The 16,614-nt window shown below is 55.2% G+C and carries 14 protein-coding genes and 1 riboswitch; of the genes, 10 read left to right on the top strand and 4 right to left on the bottom strand.

Annotated features, from left to right (window positions below):
* Nucleotides 1-20: 20 nt before the first annotated feature.
* Nucleotides 21-2,018: a methyl-accepting chemotaxis protein gene (locus HGO37_RS22330; protein ID WP_250985282.1), complete on the bottom strand. Its 1,998-nt coding sequence runs from the start codon at nt 2,016-2,018 to the stop codon at nt 21-23.
* A 298-nt stretch (nt 2,019-2,316) separates the two neighbouring features.
* Nucleotides 2,317-2,419, top strand: a riboswitch (TPP riboswitch).
* A gap of 139 nt (nt 2,420-2,558) precedes the next feature.
* Between HGO37_RS22330 and HGO37_RS22325 the strand changes: the two genes are divergently transcribed.
* The 7 genes from HGO37_RS22325 to HGO37_RS22295 are packed head-to-tail and all read left to right on the top strand — an operon-like array spanning nt 2,559 to nt 9,291.
* On the top strand, nt 2,559-3,341 hold the full coding sequence (locus tag HGO37_RS22325) for an ABC transporter permease (protein ID WP_250985281.1): 783 nt from the start codon (nt 2,559-2,561) through the stop codon (nt 3,339-3,341).
* A complete protein-coding gene (locus tag HGO37_RS22320; RefSeq protein ID WP_250985280.1) occupies nt 3,341-4,285 on the top strand; it encodes an ABC transporter substrate-binding protein in 945 nt (314 codons plus the stop codon). Before HGO37_RS22325 ends, HGO37_RS22320 begins: the two co-directional genes overlap by 1 nt.
* Entirely contained in the window at nt 4,282-5,025 is a 744-nt protein-coding gene (locus HGO37_RS22315) for a hydroxyethylthiazole kinase (RefSeq protein WP_250985279.1), read from the top strand. The genes HGO37_RS22320 and HGO37_RS22315 overlap by 4 nt, the downstream gene beginning before the upstream one ends.
* The gene (gene thiE / locus HGO37_RS22310) at nt 5,012-5,674 is read left to right on the top strand and encodes a thiamine phosphate synthase (protein WP_250985278.1); all 663 of its coding nucleotides are present in this window, start codon (nt 5,012-5,014) and stop codon (nt 5,672-5,674) included. Before HGO37_RS22315 ends, thiE begins: the two co-directional genes overlap by 14 nt.
* Nucleotides 5,671-6,465: a bifunctional hydroxymethylpyrimidine kinase/phosphomethylpyrimidine kinase gene (gene thiD, locus HGO37_RS22305; RefSeq protein WP_250985277.1), complete on the top strand. Its 795-nt coding sequence runs from the start codon at nt 5,671-5,673 to the stop codon at nt 6,463-6,465. Before thiE ends, thiD begins: the two co-directional genes overlap by 4 nt.
* A 2-nt stretch (nt 6,466-6,467) precedes the next feature.
* Nucleotides 6,468-8,279 carry a TRAP transporter large permease gene (locus HGO37_RS22300; protein WP_250985276.1) on the top strand — a complete coding sequence of 604 codons (1,812 nt, stop codon included), beginning with the start codon at nt 6,468-6,470 and terminating at the stop codon, nt 8,277-8,279.
* 13 nt (nt 8,280-8,292) lie between these two features.
* Nucleotides 8,293-9,291 carry a TRAP transporter substrate-binding protein gene (locus tag HGO37_RS22295; RefSeq protein WP_250985275.1) on the top strand — a complete coding sequence of 333 codons (999 nt, stop codon included), beginning with the start codon at nt 8,293-8,295 and terminating at the stop codon, nt 9,289-9,291.
* Nucleotides 9,292-9,388: 97 nt separating this feature from the next.
* On the opposite strand, the gene HGO37_RS22290 is transcribed toward HGO37_RS22295, so the two are convergent.
* Both HGO37_RS22290 and HGO37_RS22285 read right to left on the bottom strand, forming a co-directional pair.
* Nucleotides 9,389-10,333, bottom strand: coding sequence for an asparaginase (locus tag HGO37_RS22290; RefSeq protein ID WP_250985274.1), 945 nt, complete (start codon nt 10,331-10,333; stop codon nt 9,389-9,391).
* Entirely contained in the window at nt 10,330-11,808 is a 1,479-nt protein-coding gene (locus HGO37_RS22285; protein WP_250985273.1) for an amino acid permease, read from the bottom strand. Before HGO37_RS22285 ends, HGO37_RS22290 begins: the two co-directional genes overlap by 4 nt.
* Before the next feature lie 274 nt (nt 11,809-12,082).
* Here HGO37_RS22285 and HGO37_RS22280 point away from each other — a divergent pair, with 274 nt between their 5' ends.
* A complete protein-coding gene (locus tag HGO37_RS22280; protein WP_250985272.1) occupies nt 12,083-13,510 on the top strand; it encodes an aspartate ammonia-lyase in 1,428 nt (475 codons plus the stop codon).
* Here the strand turns inward: HGO37_RS22280 and HGO37_RS22275 are convergent.
* Entirely contained in the window at nt 13,479-14,195 is a 717-nt protein-coding gene (locus tag HGO37_RS22275) for a FadR/GntR family transcriptional regulator (RefSeq protein WP_250985271.1), read from the bottom strand. The two genes, HGO37_RS22280 and HGO37_RS22275, sit on opposite strands and share 32 nt — an antisense overlap.
* Before the next feature lie 328 nt (nt 14,196-14,523).
* Between HGO37_RS22275 and HGO37_RS22270 the strand changes: the two genes are divergently transcribed.
* Together HGO37_RS22270 and HGO37_RS22265 are read left to right on the top strand one after the other, a co-directional pair.
* Complete coding sequence (locus HGO37_RS22270) at nt 14,524-16,143, top strand: phosphoethanolamine transferase (protein WP_250985270.1); 1,620 nt, start codon at nt 14,524-14,526, stop codon at nt 16,141-16,143.
* The gene (locus HGO37_RS22265; RefSeq protein WP_250985269.1) at nt 16,140-16,523 is read left to right on the top strand and encodes a diacylglycerol kinase; all 384 of its coding nucleotides are present in this window, start codon (nt 16,140-16,142) and stop codon (nt 16,521-16,523) included. The genes HGO37_RS22270 and HGO37_RS22265 overlap by 4 nt, the downstream gene beginning before the upstream one ends.
* Nucleotides 16,524-16,614 lie beyond the last annotated feature (91 nt).

Raw genomic sequence — 16,614 nt, 5'->3', positions numbered from 1 at the left:
TTCTCAAAAATCTTGGAGGCTCAGAATTCTGTCCAGTCCGCTTCCTTGGCTGTAGTCGCAGCGGCAGATGAACCGCCACCGAAGGCGCTCGCCAACCTATTGCCCAGTGCACGTGCTGGAGACGCAATCGGCCTGGACTTTGTCGATGCTGCCACCGGTGCCGGTGCAGCAGGTCGCGAAGCCGAAGCGGCGGCGCGAGGAGCAGCAGGCCTTGCGAAACCAGCCATACCGCCGGTGCCTGTCAGTCTGAACTGGCCGAGCAGCGAGTTAAGGGACGTGGCTTCCGTTGCAAGACCATGGCTTGCCGCCGTTGTTTCTTCGACCATGGCAGCGTTCTGTTGCGTGCCCTGATCCATGGTGTTGACGGCGGTGTTGATTTCCTGAAGACCAACCGACTGTTCGCGGGTTGCCTCAGCAATCGCGTGAACATGCTGGTTGATTTCCTGAACCTGAGCAACGATAGCGTCCAGCGCCTTGCCTGTCTGGTCGACAAGGTGAACCCCGGTTTCGACATGCGATGTCGAGGCAGTGATCAGCGACTTGATTTCCTTTGCGGCATTTGCAGAACGCTGGGCAAGTTCACGAACTTCCTGCGCCACGACAGCAAAACCCTTACCAGCTTCACCAGCGCGGGCCGCTTCGACACCCGCGTTCAGAGCAAGCAGGTTGGTTTGGAAGGCAATGTCATCGATAACACCGATGATGTTACCGATTTCGCTGGAGGATTTTTCGATCTGCTCCATTGCGGTGACGGCTTCACGCACCACTTCACCAGACTTTTCTGCTTCCTGACGGGTACGGGAAACCAGGTGGCGTGCCTCTTCTGCGCGCTTGGCGGAATCTTTGACCGTCGTGGTGATTTCTTCCAGAGCGGCGGCTGTCTCTTCAACAGAAGCAGCCTGCTGCTCTGTGCGGCGGGAAAGGTCGTCAGCCGAGGAGCGGATTTCATTAGCACCAGCATCGATGGCGCGGGCATTTGTACCAACGCTCTGCATCGCCAGATCAAGCTTTTCTGCCGAATGGTTGAAGTTCTGACGCAGTGTGTCCAGTTGGCCGTTAAATGGATGTGCAATACGCGCAGCCAGATCGCCATCAGCCAGTTTGCCAAGCGCGGCACCCAGCGTATCGACGGCTTTCTGAATTTCTGCGGCTTCCAGGACCTTCTGCTGCTCGCGTTCAGCGCGCTCATTCTCGGTGCTGACGCGATCTTCATCAGCTTGACGGGACAGGCGACCACGTTCAATGGCGTTGTCGCGGAACACGGCCACTGCGGCCGCCATGTTGCCAATTTCGTCCTTGCGGTCGAGGCCGTCAATTTCAGACTTCACATCGCCACTGGCCAGTGTCTGCATGCGTTCGCGCAAACGAACCATCGGTGCAGTGATACCGGCGTGAGCGACGTAAATCGCAAAACAAACGGCCGCCACCAAGCCAACACACATAAAGATGAAGCTCTGTGTAATCGTCGAGCCGATCGATGCGGAAAGCGACTTGCTGCCATTGTCCAAAAGCTGCGACAGTGCGGTGTTGTTGGCACCGGCCTGATCCGAAACCTGTTTCAACAGTGTTTCCAGCTTTGACTGCATGGCTGGTAGTTCTGCGCCATTGCCGCCGAAATGCAGCTGCAGCATTTTTTCATACATGGTTTGCAGTTCGTTGGTCGAAGCCAGCAACTTCTCGATGTCGTCCTTGCGGCTCGGAACCGACGCCGGCACGGCGGCCAGTCGATCCTTGGCAAGCTTGAAGTTGGAGGCGAAGCGTTCGCGCATCTCCGGCAGGCCAGGATGCTGAGCATCCATTTGCAGCATACGCTCTGCCCAGACAACCGATGTCCAGATACCGGAAGCGGCACGGGCGCTCATCATGGCGGAGGTTGCTTCCTTGTCGATAAAGCCAAGGTAGCTGGTGTTTGCATCACTGAACTTGGCGGTAATGAATGTAAAACCACCAAACGAAACCAAGCCGAGCATGAACAAGGTGGAAAGTATCTTCCACTTGATGCTGAGGTTTTTCAACATGTTGGACTTCCTAGAACGAAAGGACAAGCGGAATACTGTGCCGCAGGCTGCGGCATTCCGACATCGATTTTTGTGGGAAAACTATGCTTCGACTAAAAGCTCAAACAACAAGCGTCATGCAGCCCCGGAAGGTGTCGTTCAACATCATTATAGAAAGAAATTTATTAAAAACTTGTATAACTTTCGGTTACAACCAGTCCAAGCGTTATAAAAAAACGCCTTAAAAACAGTATGTTCGACAGTTTTCATGTACAAGTAGCAATCTCATTGACAGCAGGGCAAAAACGCGACAATTTGCACCTATTCCGAGGGGGGCATCCTACGATGCTGAGATGGCGGTGAGCCGGACCCTTGAACCTGATCCGGGTCGTACCGGCGTAGGAACGGAAACAGCGGCATAAAGCCCCCTTTTCTCTTCTCCGCTTGCCTGGATCTCCGTGATTGTCACAAGTCTGGAGATCGTAGATGACATTCAAGATTGCTATAGGTGCCGTTCGCGGCCATCCCCCTCATTTGGTTTATCGTTTCGTATAAACCGAAATGCGTGTCTCATCCGCCGTTTGCGGCGTGCTGTTGCTGGTCGTTGGCTGGCAGGTTGGCACGTGGCTGTTTGCCCCTGCGCATTACATTCTGCCCTCGCCCTATGACGTCGTTTCGGCGTTGTCACGGCAGCCTATCTACTTGCTCGAAAACAGCCTGATCACCCTGACTGAAATGGTGGTTGGCCTTGTATTGGGCACAGGGTTTGGCGTTGGGACAGCTTTCGCAACAGCCGCATTTCCGAGACTTGGAAAGCTGGTCTGGCCAACCCTGCTGATCCTGCAGGCATTTCCCGTGTTTGTCCTTGCTCCCATCCTCGTGCTGTGGCTCGGTTTCGGCATGGCCTCGAAGGTAGCGATGACGACGCTGATCATCTTCTTTCCTGTCGCCTCTGCCTTCAATGACGGCCTACAACGCACGGAAAGAGCGATCCTGGATGCCGCAGCGCTCACGCAGGCAACACACTGGCAAATCCTGCTGCGGTTACGGGTGCCCCTTGCCCTGCCGGGACTGATTTCGGGCCTGCGGGTCGCAGCGCCGCTCGCACCCCTTGGTGCCGTCATCGGCGAATGGGTCGGCGCGTCCTCAGGGCTTGGTTTTGTCATGGTGCAGGCCAATGCCCGTATGCAAACCGATACAGTTTTTGCAGCCATGGCCATTCTTGCGGTTCTGACCGTGCTTTCTCGCCTTTTAATCGACCGCCTCACCACTGGGCTCACCCCATGGGCGGTCGAGACTGAACATTCCCTGCCATTTCTTAATTCCTCAAGGAAACACGCCTGATGAAGAAACTTGCCCTTTCTCTTTCCATCGCACTTGCGACGATCCTTCCCGCATCCGTGACACATGCCGCCGACAAGCTGACGGTGATGCTGGAGTGGTTCGTCAATCCCGATCACGCGCCGATGGTCATCGCCGCTGAACGCGGCATCTTCAAAGCTGAAGGATTGGAAGTCGAGCTGGTACCACCAGCCGATCCATCTTCCGTTCCGCGTCTGGTCGCCGTCAAACAGGCCGACATTGGCGTGCATTATCAACCAAACCTCTATCTCGACAACGCTGCCGGTTTGCCGATCCTGCGGTTTGGAACACTTGTCGAGACACCGCTTAACACCGTGACGGTTCTGGCTGATGGGCCGATCAAAAGCCTGAAGGACCTTAAGGGCAAAAAGATCGGTTTTTCTGTATCCGGTTTCGAAGATGCCATGCTGAAGCGCATGCTTGAGAAGGAAGGTGTCAGCCGTGACGATGTTGAGCTTATCAACGTCAACTTCTCGCTGTCACCTTCGCTGATCAGCGGCAAGGTCGATGCGACACTTGGCGGCTTCCGCAATTTTGAACTGACCCAGATGAAGCTCGCAGGTCACGAAGGTTATTCCTTTTTCCCTGAGGAGCATGGTGTTCCCGCTTATGACGAACTGATCTTCATCACCAATAAGGATCTGGTCTCGGACAGTCGCTTGCCGCGTTTCCTTGATGCCGTCGAACAAGCCTCGATCTTCCTCACAAACCACCCGCAGGAAGCTTGGGAACTGTTCATCAAAGCCTACCCCAGCCTCAATGACGACCTGAACCACCAGGCATTCATCGACACCCTGCCGCGTTTTGCCAAACGCCCCTCGGCACTGGATCGCGCTCGTTACGAACGTTTCGGCCAGTTCATGCAGGACATGGAACTGGTGAAACAGGCGCCTGCCGTTGAAGACCTTGCGGTGGAATTGCAATGAGCACGGCCCATACAATATCAGCTGAAAAGGCAGCCGATGTGCTCGAGCGGGTGCGGCAAAGCCGCCCTCGCGTCCATTGCCTGATGAACACCGTCGTGCAGAAATTCACTGCCGATGGCATTACGGCGGTCGATGCCATTCCTTCGATGACATCGTCGATGGAGGAAATCGAAAGTTTTGTTCTCAAAGCCGATGCGTTGACCATTAATCTCGGCACGCTGGATGCGGAGCGTCGCAAGGTTATCCTGCTTGCTGTGCAGGTGGCCAATGCGCATGGCAAACCTTGGATCGTTGACCCCGTCCACTGCGACTACTCTCCGTCGCGACTGGCGTTTGCAAGGGACCTTCTGCAACATTCGCCGACCATCATCCGTGGCAATGCGGCTGAAATGGCGCTGTTTGACGACACAGGCAACAGCTTGCGAATTCAAACCGGTCCGCAAGACCATTTGTCTCTCGCAAATCGATCGGTCCGTATTTCCAACGGTCATCCATGGATGGCGAAAGTGACCGGAACAGGCTGCCTTTCCGGCGGCATAATCGCCGCGTTCCTAGCGGTAGAGCCAGACGCGCTGCTGGCGGCCAGTGCGGCCCTGTGTGTGACGGGAATTTCTGCAGAGCAGGCCGCGGTCTACGCCAACGGTCCCGGCACATTCGAGCCGGCATTTCTCGACATGCTGTCGGCCATTGGCCGTCAGGACATCATTTCCCATGCAAGGATAGAACATGACGAAGGTTGATTATCGCCTGAACGCGTTGGTCGATGGCTCCCTGATCGATATCGCCCCGCTGCCGGAACTCGCCCGTATCGCGGCCGAAAACGGCGCAACACTGATTCAATACCGCGACAAGACGGCATCCACCCGTTCGATGATCGAAAGGGCCAAGGAAATTATAGCCGCGCTCAAAACAAGCGGCGTCCCGCTTGTCATCAACGACCGCGTTGATGTCGCGCTGGCGGCTGGTGCAGATGGGGTGCATCTGGGTGCGGACGACATGGATGCGGAGACAGCACGGAGCCTTTTGAGTAGCAAGGCGATTATCGGACTTACCGTCAAAAATGCCAAGGACGCGGCACGCGCCGCAGCGGCGCCTGTCGACTATGTCTGCATTGGCGGCGTGTTCGAAACAGTATCGAAAATCAATCCTGACCTTCCAGTCGGCATTGATGGTTTCAGTGCGTTGCGGACAGCACTGCGTCAGCAGCGACCCGAACTACCGGTCGGCGCCATTGCTGGCATCGATTTGGCAAGAACACCAGAGGTCGTCGCGGCCGGTGCCGATGGCATCGCGGTTATCTCCGCGATTTTCAGAGCCAATGACATTGCTGAGGCGACACGCAGCTTCCGTGACGCGGTGGATGCGGCACTCTCGGAGAAACGCCCATGACCGCCATTGCTTTGACCATTGCAGGTTCCGATAGCGGCGGCGGGGCCGGCATTCAGGCTGATATCAAGACATTTTCAGCGCTTGGTACTTATGCCGCCAGTGTACTGACCGCAATCACCGCGCAGAACACCAGGGGCGTGACGGCTGTTGAAGACATTTCCGTACCCTTAATCGTCGCGCAGATGGATGCCATTTTTTCCGACCTCGATGTCGATGCAGTCAAGATCGGCATGGTGTCCCGGTCGGAGACAATTTTGGCCATTGCAGAGCGACTGCGCCACTACAAACGCAGCGTGGTTCTCGATCCGGTGATGGTTGCAACCTCCGGCGACCGGCTTTTACAACAGGAAGCGATCGAGACACTGAAGCAAGAACTTGTCCCGCTTGCAGCCGTCGTCACGCCCAATCTGCCAGAAGCAGCGCTGTTGACGGATCTGCCCATCGCTGCAAACCAGAGTGAGATGGCGCGCCAGGCAGACGTCATCCTGAAAGCAGGGGCACGCGCCGTGCTGATCAAGGGTGGACACGGTGACGGCCCTGACAGCACCGATCTTCTGTTCGATGGAAACGAAATCCAAGTCTTGTCCGCACCGCGCATCGACACCAACAATGATCACGGCACCGGATGCACGCTGGCCGCCGCAATCACCGCGCATCTCGCCAAAGGATATTCACTGACCGATGCGGTGGAGCAGTCGAAGGACTATCTGCACAAGGCACTGCAAGCGGGTGTCGGCCTTTCAATTGGGCACGGTCGTGGACCCGTACACCATTTCCACGGCTGGTGGTAAATATGGTCTGGCGAGACGATAACATCAGGCATGTTGCACAGCGTCTCAGCGACGCCATCGAAGCAATGCTCGGCGCACTTGCTGTTGTCGTCCTTGCCATCATGCTGGTCACTGTTCTTGCCACTGCCGGCATGCGCTATTTTTTCCATACCGGTATTGTCGGCGTCGAAGATTTTGGCATCTGGCTGCATATCGCCCTCATTGCGCTTGCTGCCCCGCTCAGTGTCACCGGGGCATTGGCAATGCGTTTTGATGTACTGGTCCGCGTGTTGCCCGAAAGAGGGCGTGCACTGACACGCATAGCGGCTGACAGCATCAGTGTCATGGCAGCGTTTGTCCTGACCTTTGGCGCTGTCAACATAAGCACGATGCTTGGCGGCTACTCACCCACACTTGGTCTACCGGAATGGATTCGTTTCGGTTTTATAGGCATCGGCGGCGCATTGTTGTTGATCATGATGTTGCTTCGCTGGCTGGCAGCCGGGCAATGGCGGACAGGCCTTGCTGCACTAATTTTAGCAACTATGTTCTATACCGCTGTTCCGCTGGTTCTTATCGAAACATCATTTCCGGCCAGTCTCTATCTGGCACTGATCGCAGGGGCAGGTTTATTGCTGGCGGCACCGCTTGCCCATGCATTTCTGGTTGCCGCCTATCTGGCCATTTCATTTGGCAGCTCCCTGCCGGAACAGGCTATTGTTTCGACAACCGTCACCGGCATGTCAAAATTTCTGCTGTTGGCCATTCCATTTTTCTTGCTGACCGGCGGCTTGCTTGGCGCATCTGGGGCTGCACAAAGGCTGGTGCATGTTGCCCAGACACTGGTGGGTCACAAACAAGCCGGTCTGGCACAAACCGTATTGTTGACCAGCGTGCTTTTCTCGGGCGCGTCAGGTTCTTCGGTCGCCAACGCGGCGTTTGGAGCATCGACCTTCCAGCCGGAGCTGGTGCGGCACGGATATCCACCTGCACAGGCAGGCGCCATTATCGCCGCAACCTCCGTGCTGGATAACGTCATCCCGCCATCCATTGCGTTTCTCATCCTTGCCGCCGCAACAAACCTCTCGATAGGTTCATTGCTGGTCGGAGGCTTTTTTGCGGGCGGCGTCATGGCATGCTGTCTGGCAATCGCCATTCATTTGACCGTACGCGAAAAAAACAAGCGCCTCCCTGCCCCGGCAAAAGAACGTTGGCAGGCAGCATTTGCAGCCATTCCGGCCTTTGGCCTCGGTGTTATTGTGGTCGCTGGCATTCGCTTTGGCATTGTCACCACAACGGAAGCCTCCGCTCTCGCTGCGGCCTATACATTTGCACTCGCATATTTTGCCAGAACAGGCGCTAAAACGCTCTATGGTGTGTTTCGCCAAGCCGCCACCGAGGCGGCGGCCATTGGGCTACTGATCGGGACAGCCGCACCATTTGCATTCCTGCTCGCAACCGATGGCGTGGCCGGCCACGTCATGGACTTTGTAGTCATGCTTGGCGGCAGTGCCTTTGCCGTGCTGCTCCTGGCCAATCTCGTGCTGCTTGCAGCCGGTCTGGTGCTGGACATTGGCGCAGCCATTCTGCTGTTTGGTCCCATCCTCCTGCCTGCGGCGGTCGCGGCTGGCATTGATCCCATTCATTTCGGCGTCATTCTGGTTGTGAACCTGATGATCCACGGACTGACGCCACCCATCGGCATGTTGATTTTTGTCGTAAGCGGCGTAACGAACGTGCCTGCGTCCTCTCTGTTTCGCGCCGTTCTCCCCTATCTGACTGCGCTTCTGCTCTCCCTCACCATTCTTTGCGCCTACGCGCTTGTTTTCCGCTGAAAGGATAGTTTCCGTGCATAGATTTTCTCGCCGCATGTTTTTGAAAAGCCTCGGCATCGCAACAGCCACGCTGCCTCTACCCGTCCTGATGAGGCCGGCCTTCGCCCGTACCCAGACAATAACCGTTGCATCACTGCTGGGAGAGGACAAACCGGAAACCAAGATCTGGCACCAGATCGCAAAACACGTGGAAACGCGCCTGCCGGGCCGCTTCCGTTTCAACATTGTTGCAAATGGCGCATTGGGCGGCGAAAAGGAAGTCGCTGAAAGCATGCGGCTCGGTTCCGTGCAGGCCAGCCTCTCCACAGTCTCAGCCCTGTCGGGCTGGGTACCGCAGTTGCAGCTTCTCGACCTGCCCTTCCTGTTGCGCGATGCGGAACATCTCAGACGTGTCGTCAACAGCGATATCGGCCAAAGCCTGAAGGATGAACTGCTGCTGCAGCAATTTGTCGTTGGCGGGTTTATCGACTATGGCGCACGCCATCTTCTGACAAAAGAGCCGGCCCGCACACCGCAGGATATAGCAGGCCAGAAAATCAGGGTTATTCAAAGCCCGCTGCATACAAAACTCTGGAGCTCTTTTGGCGCGGTGCCGGTCGGCATCCCTATCACCGAAACCTACAATGCACTGGCATCTGGCGTGGCTGACGCTATGGATCTGACGAAATCTGCCTATGCCGGTTTCAAACTTTACGAGGTCGTGCCCTGCATGACACAGACCGGACATATACGCGCATCCGGTGTCGTGTATTTCTCCAACATATTTTGGAGCGGACTGTCGGATGAGGAAAAGACCGTTTTGTCGGAGGAGACCGCTGCTGGCGCCGACTACTTCAACCAGCTGATCGTTGAAGATGAAACAGCGTCAATGAAGGTAGCCTCATCCTTGGGCGGACAGGTTTTTGAGCCAGAAGCACTCGATCAATGGCGGGGCGGTGCCACTGCCGTGCGGCGTGACTTTGCCGATGTGGTTGGCGGCATGGCACGTATTGATGCAGCGGAGGCTGCCTGACGAAAATGGTTTAGCGGATCGCGCTATTCAATTGATGAAAAAGAAAAAGCGGCCAAAGGCCGCATTTTCTGGCAGTGCGGGACGCTATTGCAGGGCTTTACAGATCGCCGAAATAATTGGCGATCACCTCTGTGGTCACACCATTGGCAACCAGAACGGCAAGCAGAACTCTTGCTTGACCGGGCCGTAGTGTTTTGGAATGCACGGCCCCCGCTGCCCCCATGTCATAACCGCCACCTCCGCCGCCATACCCTGGCACCAGCAGACCAGTCGGAACACGGCTGGAAACAACAACCGGAATGCCTGTGTCGCTGCAACGTTTGACGGCCTGTACCACTTCCGGGTTGGCGTTACCGGAGCCCAGCGCGGCCAGCACGATGCCGTCAACACCAGCAATGAGACTGGCATCAAGATGGGTAGCATGACAGCCCGGGTAAATCGCAGCGATATCAACACGGATATTGCTGACGGGTTTTTCAAAGGTGTCCAGCGATGGACAGATATCAGGCCGCGCAAGTCGGAAGGCATCAGCTTCGTCAGCCGAGTATTTGTATAACCCCCATGCTGACAACACACTGCCGCCAAAACCCAGGAGAACACCATGCTTTGCATTGGCAGGGTCAACAGCCAGAGCAATCGCCGCTGCCAGATTGGCCGGACCATCGGTCTCAGGATGGTCTGCGGTAAACTGCGCACCGGTTAAGATAACTGGCTTGTTCAGTTTGTGCTGAAGATGCACCAGAAGAGCAGTCTCCTCCATGGCGTCCGTACCATGGAGAATGACAACACCAGCGATGTCAGGGTCACGCAGCTGCCTGCCGACTTCATCACTGATGTCTTGCATGTCGGCGAGCGTCAGGCTGGACGAATCCTTCGCCATCAGCTCGACCGGCTTTAGCCTTGCCTGCATATCCGGCAGAACAGACAACAGGTTTTCGCCCGTGAGGGACGGCTTGCTCGATCCGTCCTCACTTTTTTTGCTTGCAATCGTACCACCAGTGGCGATTACCGCCACCAGCGGAAGAATGTTTTGCGACTTCACAGCAGGCCCCGCTTGCTTGGAACGTCAGATTGATTGTGCTCGCTAGCGATTTGCTGGATTCGGTCACGAAGCAGATACCACCCTATGACAAGCGCCGGAGCGATTATCAAGATGGAAGCAATTGTCCATGTGCCGGCCGGGTAGTCAAAGGCCATGAGGACAAGCACGCTGAACAGGAAGATAAGCGTGAGAATGCCTGTGTATGGCGCGCCAAACATGCGGAAGTCAGGGCGCGCCAACTGGCCACAACGAGAAAGCTGCCACAGCTTCAGCTGGCAAAGAATGATAACACCCCATGCGCAGATAATGCCGAGAGCCGAAAGATTGAGCGCGATTTCAAATGCAGCTGCCGGAACAATCGCATTCAGAATGACGCCGATCACAGTCACGACAGCCGTCACGGCAATGCCGCCATAGGGCACGCCTGCCTTGTTCATCTTGGCAAGTGCAGCCGGTGCGGAACCGGAAATTGCCATGGAGTGCAAAATACGACCGGTGGAATAAAGGCCTGCATTCAGCGAAGACAGCACCGCCGTCAGAACCACGAGGTTCATGATGACATCAGCGCCTTCAATGCCAATAGCACCGAAGAATGTCACGAATGGGCTCTCACCCGCCTTATAGGCGCTGTACGGTAACAGCAGCGAAAGCAACAAAACTGAACCGACATAAAACACCAGAAGGCGGATAACCACAGTGCGGATTGCGCGTGGCATGACCTTGCGTGGATCTTCAGTTTCACCAGCAGTCGTGCCAATGAGTTCGATCGATGCATAGGCAAAGACAACACCTTGAATAATCACAAAGGCCGGCAATATTCCGTTGGGGAAGAAGCCGCCATTCTGCGTTATCAAACTGAAACCGACAGTGTGGCCTTCAATCGGCGTCCCAAAGATGACGAAGTAGACGCCAACCACCAGAAATGTCGCCAGCGCTAGGACCTTGATAAGGCTGAACCAGAATTCCAGCTCACCAAACACCTTTACTGAAAGAAGATTCATGGCAAGAACGATGATCAAGGCACTTAGCGCGAAGACCCACTGGTCGATGCCGGCAAGCCACGGAACATATTGCTTGAAAAAGTTCATGTAGAGCGCAACGGCCGTAACGTCCGCCACCGATGTCATGGCCCAGTTCAGCCAATACATCCAGCCAACGGCAAAGGCCATTTTTTCGCCGTAGAACTCGCGTGCGTAAGACACGAAGGAACCGGAGCTTGGCCGGTACATGATAAGCTCACCCAGTGCGCGCAGCACTAGAAATGCGAAGAAACCGCAAAGCGCGTAGACGAATACCAGCGCCGGTCCGGCCATAGCCAGCCGCCCACCGGCGCCAAGGAAGAGCCCGGTGCCGATGGCGCCACCGATTGCGATCATCTGGATTTGACGCGGTTTCAGCGCCTTATGGTATCCGAGGTCTTCCTCGGCAAAGACCGCTCGGTCATCGGATGTTTTCTGAAGATTTTCGACTGACATAGCTCCTCCCTCTGAGCCCTGTATGCAATGGATCGTGATTTACACTTTCGAGTGCGAATGCGGTGTCGCCTTGCCGTCCGTGGGAGGCTGCGCTGGACCGTATTTCAATTGGCATGCTGTAATGCTGTATGACAGATAATTTTCTCATATTCGCAGCATGGCCCCGCCGTCAAGCCGGATTCTGTTCAGTTGACCTTTGCAACGGACCGGAATACACAAATCATAATCTGTCTTACAGCTATACAGATTATGTCACGATCCATAGGAGGACAGTGTGGTCACGACGCGTACGGAGCACGATTTGCTCGGTCCAAAAGAAATTCCGACAGATGTTTATTGGGGTGTACACACGGCACGCGCCGTTGAAAATTTCCAGATAACCGGAACATCGATCGGTCATTACCCTTACCTCATTCGTGGCCTTGCCTACGTAAAGGAGGCCGCGGCACTGGCCAATCACGAGCTTGGTCTGCTGGATCAGGAACGACTGGAAGCGATTGTCAAAGCCTGCCGTGAAATTCGTGATGGCGCGTTGCACGACCAGTTTGTCGTTGATGCAATACAGGGCGGCGCCGGCACTTCAACCAATATGAATGCCAATGAGGTGATTGCCAACCGCGCCCTTGAACTGCTGAATCATGAAAAGGGTGACTACGGGCGCCTTCACCCGAATGATCACGTCAATCTCAGTCAGTCGACCAATGACGCCTATCCAACGGCAATCAATGTCGGCCTAATCGAAGCAATTGATGCCCTTTCTCATTCTATGGGCGTGCTGCAGAAGGCATTTGAGAAAAAATCCGTTGAATTCCATAGCATTTTGAAGGTCGGCCGCACGCAGTTGCAGGATGCCGTCCCGATGACACTCGGACAGGAATTCCGTACTTTTGCAGTGATGCTTGGTGAAGACAGAGCTAGATTGATTGAATCGGCCGCACTCCTGCATGAAATCAATCTTGGCGCCACGGCTATCGGCACTGGCCTCAATGCGCCCGCTGGTTATGCTGCCCGCGCCTGCGAACATCTTTCCCAACTGACCGGACGCCCGCTCGTTACCGCCGCCGATCTGATCGAGGCGACGCAGGATCCTGGCGCTTTTGTCCACCTGTCCGGCGTTCTCAAGCGGATCGCCGTCAAACTGTCCAAGACCTGCAACGATCTCAGACTATTGTCTTCCGGTCCGCGCGCCGGCATCGGAGAAATCACCCTGCCCGCTGTTCAGGCAGGATCAAGCATCATGCCGGGCAAGGTCAATCCGGTCATTCCGGAAGTCGTCAATCAGGTGGCGTTTACGGTCATCGGCAACGACATCACAATTACGATGGCGGCGGAAGGCGGACAATTGCAGCTGAACGCATTTGAGCCTGTCATTGTGCGGTCGCTCTCCGACAGCATCAGTCACCTGAGTGCCGCCTGCCTGACACTGGCAGAACGGTGCGTTGAGGGCATCGTCGCCAATCCAGCGATCATGGCCTTACGTCTGGAAGAGTCCATCGGACTTGCGACAGCACTCAACCCGCTGATCGGCTATTATGCGGCAACACAAATTGCGCGCGAGGCGCTCAGCACAGGACGCAACGTCCCTGAAATCGTACTCGACCGCGGTTACCTGACCGCTGAACAGTTGCTGGAAGCACTCAAGCCGGAGCGGCTTGCCAACTTGCAGGATCTTATGACTGCCGGGAGCGATCCGCAGCCATAATGCTGGTCACAACCTGCTTGACCTGACCAAGATGCGCCTCCATCGCCTTGATTGCGTCCTGCTCATTGCCCGCCTGGATTGTTTGAGCAATCCGGCGGTGTTCAATGTTGGACGCTTCCCGGCGATGGGCCATCATGTTCAGCAATTCTGACTGCTGGGAAATAGCGCCCCGCGCATCGGTCACAATCTTAGCAAAAACCGCATTCCCTGACGATTCCGCAATCAACGTATGAAATTCAGAGTCCAGCAGCACCCATTTATGGGGATCTGTTTGCCGATCCATAGCATCGCACAGATGCAGCAAAGCCGTAGCCTGTTCATCAGACCGGCGCAGTGCCGCCCATCCAGCAGCAGGAACCTCGATAAAGGGGCGTGCCTCAATCAGATCTCGTGCGGAATAACTGCCGTAACTCAGTTCGGTGCTGGGTGTAGATGTGAGAATGAAGGTGCCGCTGCCCGTACGTGTTTGCGTTAGTCCCAGCGTTTGCAGCGAACGCAAAGCTTCACGCACAATCGGCCTGCTAACCCCGTAACGAACCGCAAGGCTGCTTTCGGATGGTAATCGTGCACCAACCGACAGACGTCCAGACGTTATTGCAGAACGAATATCTTCGAACACCGATTCAGCGGCGTTCTTCCGACTGATCGGACTTGCATCAGATAACCAATCAGCCAGTTCACTCATAGTTGCAACCTTCACAAACATCCGGGCTTTGTCAAGAAGCCACACCCGAAGGCAGCAGATCTGTTAGCCAGATATCGAACTACAACATCACAACCAAAAGCGGAATTGATTTCTGTAAGTTACGCGATTTTCGACGCAACTGACACACTCAACGACTGCCATTCAGGTTCGTGTCAGAAAAGCCGGACATCTAGCCATCAGAGCCGGTTGCAAATGCACATCCCCACGACCTTCAAAATCTGAAGGAGAGTATTGCCCGGTTTATGATCAAAACGAAAATACGGGTGGCAAATTGGCGTTTCTCACAGTGAAAACCGACAGGATCGAAATGTTTCGTCCTGTTATTGGCAGCGGAACATTAAGCGCGCTGGGCGCACTTTATCTGCTGTTTTTCCTCAACAGAACGTTCTGGAGCAAGATACACATCTATCTTTCGCCCTACCCGGTAGCGATTACTGCACTTTACGTCGCGATGAGCGCATTGTTCATCGCAATGATCACGATCTTTTCGGTCAAATATCTGATCAAGCCGTTTCTGGCATCGCTGATCGTTATTGCCGCATCAGCGTCCTGGTTCATTGATCGCTTCAGCGTCATCGTGGACAGCGACATGGTGCGCAACGTGTTTGAAACGACACCTGCGGAAGCCGGCAATCTGCTGACATGGGGTTTCGGGTCCTACATGGCAATGTTTGCCGGATTGCCAATACTTTTTCTTGCCCTCGTGCGCGTCCGGCACCGGTCATTTCCGCAGAAACTGATGCGCAACACCGTGACAGTCCTGGGCTGCGTGGCAATTGTTGGTTTCATCGGTTTTGCAAACTCGAAAACATTCACGACCGCCATACGCCAGCACCGGGACATTGTGAAAAGCATCAATCCGCTCACACCGATTTCAAGCACCGTGCATTACCTGACGCAGGCCGGGCATGAAGCAAAAATCATCGCAGAGCCAATCGGCCTCGATGCCAAGGTCATGGCATCGGCCGGTGGTGTCAGAAAGCCTCGAGTGACCGTCATCGTTGCCGGTGAAACCGCCAGAGCAGCAAACTTCTCGCTGAATGGTTATGCCCGCGACACCAATCCCGAACTTGCCAAGCGCGATATTGTTTACTTCCCGAACACATCCAGCTGCGGTACGGCAACCGCAACATCGATCCCTTGTATGTTCTCGAAATTCACACGTGCGGAATATACCCACGCCAAGGGTCTTGCCAATGAGAACGTGATGGATGTTCTGTCCCATGCAGGCATCAGCGCCACATGGTGGGACAATAATACCGGCAGCAAGGCTGTGGCCGATCGTATCGATTTCACCGATCTTGCAGCAACAAATGACCCTCGTTTCTGCACCGGTGGCGAATGCAAGGACGAGATCTTCATGGAGCGGCTCGACAAGTGGCTCGACTCCATCACCAAGGACAGCGTTGTTGTTCTGCACCAGATGGGCAGCCATGGCCCGACTTACTACCTGCGTTATCCGCCGGAATTCAAGAAGTTCAGGCCTGACTGCGAAACCGCAGAACTTGCCAATTGCACCGACGCGCAGATCGTAAATTCCTATGACAACTCCCTTCTCTACACCGACCATTTTCTGGCAACGATCATCGACAAGCTGAAAGTCCACTCTGACAAACTGGCAACCGGCATGATCTACGCATCGGACCATGGTGAGTCCTTGGGTGAAAACGGGCTTTACCTGCACGGCACGCCGTATCTTCTGGCGCCTGACCAACAGACCCACGTGCCCTTCCTCGTCTGGTTCGATAATGATTTTGCCAAATCCATGGGATTGGACCGGGCCTGCATGGCAGAGGAAGCAACAGCTGGTGCTCACTCCCACGACAACTTTTTCCACAGCATCCTGAGCATGATGAATGTTCAGACCTCGGTCTACGATCCGAAACTGGATATCTTTAACCGTTGCCGGAGCAACCAGGTCTCATGAGTGTAATGCCAGACTATACAAAACTGACTGGCATCACGCATTTGCTGGCCGCCACACGGTATTCCGCAGCGGGTGCCAAACGGGCGTGGAAGGAAACCGCATTCCGCCATGAAGTGTTTGCCTTCGGGCTTTTGATGACCGCTTATCTCGCGCTTGGCGTCAGCCTGACGATCCTGTGCGCAGCCATCATCCTGTTTCTGGCGCTTGTCTCAGCTGAGGCACTGAATACGGCAGTCGAAGAGATCATCGACCGTATTTCCCCGGAGATATCGACGACGGGCCGCCATGCTAAAGACCTTGGTTCTTTTGCAGTTTTTTGCCTGCTGACGGCCAATGCAGTGCTGTTTTTATATGCTGTCGTCACCCACTTGTTTTTATGACGAGTGCGCTTGTTCCGGCCGCGAACGACAGGTCATGGCTTGACGCCTTGACCTCTTACAGAATACGCAATGACAAATCGCTTTATGGGGT

Origin of the sequence: Rhizobium sp. CG4 (genome assembly GCF_023701965.1) — a bacterium.
GTDB lineage: Bacteria > Pseudomonadota > Alphaproteobacteria > Rhizobiales > Rhizobiaceae > Agrobacterium.
Note: the sequence above shows the minus strand (reverse complement) of the source record. Positions and strands in the feature narration are given on the sequence as shown.

Bases quoted from the DNA above. Each gene is read 5' to 3' on its own strand.
- HGO37_RS22330 (WP_250985282.1), bottom strand. From the start codon at position 2,018: ATGTTGAAAAACCTCAGCATCAAGTGGAAGATACTTTCCACCTTGTTC.
- HGO37_RS22325 (WP_250985281.1), top strand. From the start codon at position 2,559: ATGCGTGTCTCATCCGCCGTTTGCGGCGTGCTGTTGCTGGTCGTTGGC.
- HGO37_RS22320 (WP_250985280.1), top strand. From the start codon at position 3,341: ATGAAGAAACTTGCCCTTTCTCTTTCCATCGCACTTGCGACGATCCTT.
- HGO37_RS22315 (WP_250985279.1), top strand. From the start codon at position 4,282: ATGAGCACGGCCCATACAATATCAGCTGAAAAGGCAGCCGATGTGCTC.
- thiE (WP_250985278.1), top strand. From the start codon at position 5,012: ATGACGAAGGTTGATTATCGCCTGAACGCGTTGGTCGATGGCTCCCTG.
- thiD (WP_250985277.1), top strand. From the start codon at position 5,671: ATGACCGCCATTGCTTTGACCATTGCAGGTTCCGATAGCGGCGGCGGG.
- HGO37_RS22300 (WP_250985276.1), top strand. From the start codon at position 6,468: ATGGTCTGGCGAGACGATAACATCAGGCATGTTGCACAGCGTCTCAGC.
- HGO37_RS22285 (WP_250985273.1), bottom strand. From the start codon at position 11,808: ATGTCAGTCGAAAATCTTCAGAAAACATCCGATGACCGAGCGGTCTTT.
- HGO37_RS22275 (WP_250985271.1), bottom strand. From the start codon at position 14,195: ATGAGTGAACTGGCTGATTGGTTATCTGATGCAAGTCCGATCAGTCGG.
- HGO37_RS22270 (WP_250985270.1), top strand. From the start codon at position 14,524: ATGTTTCGTCCTGTTATTGGCAGCGGAACATTAAGCGCGCTGGGCGCA.
- HGO37_RS22265 (WP_250985269.1), top strand. From the start codon at position 16,140: ATGAGTGTAATGCCAGACTATACAAAACTGACTGGCATCACGCATTTG.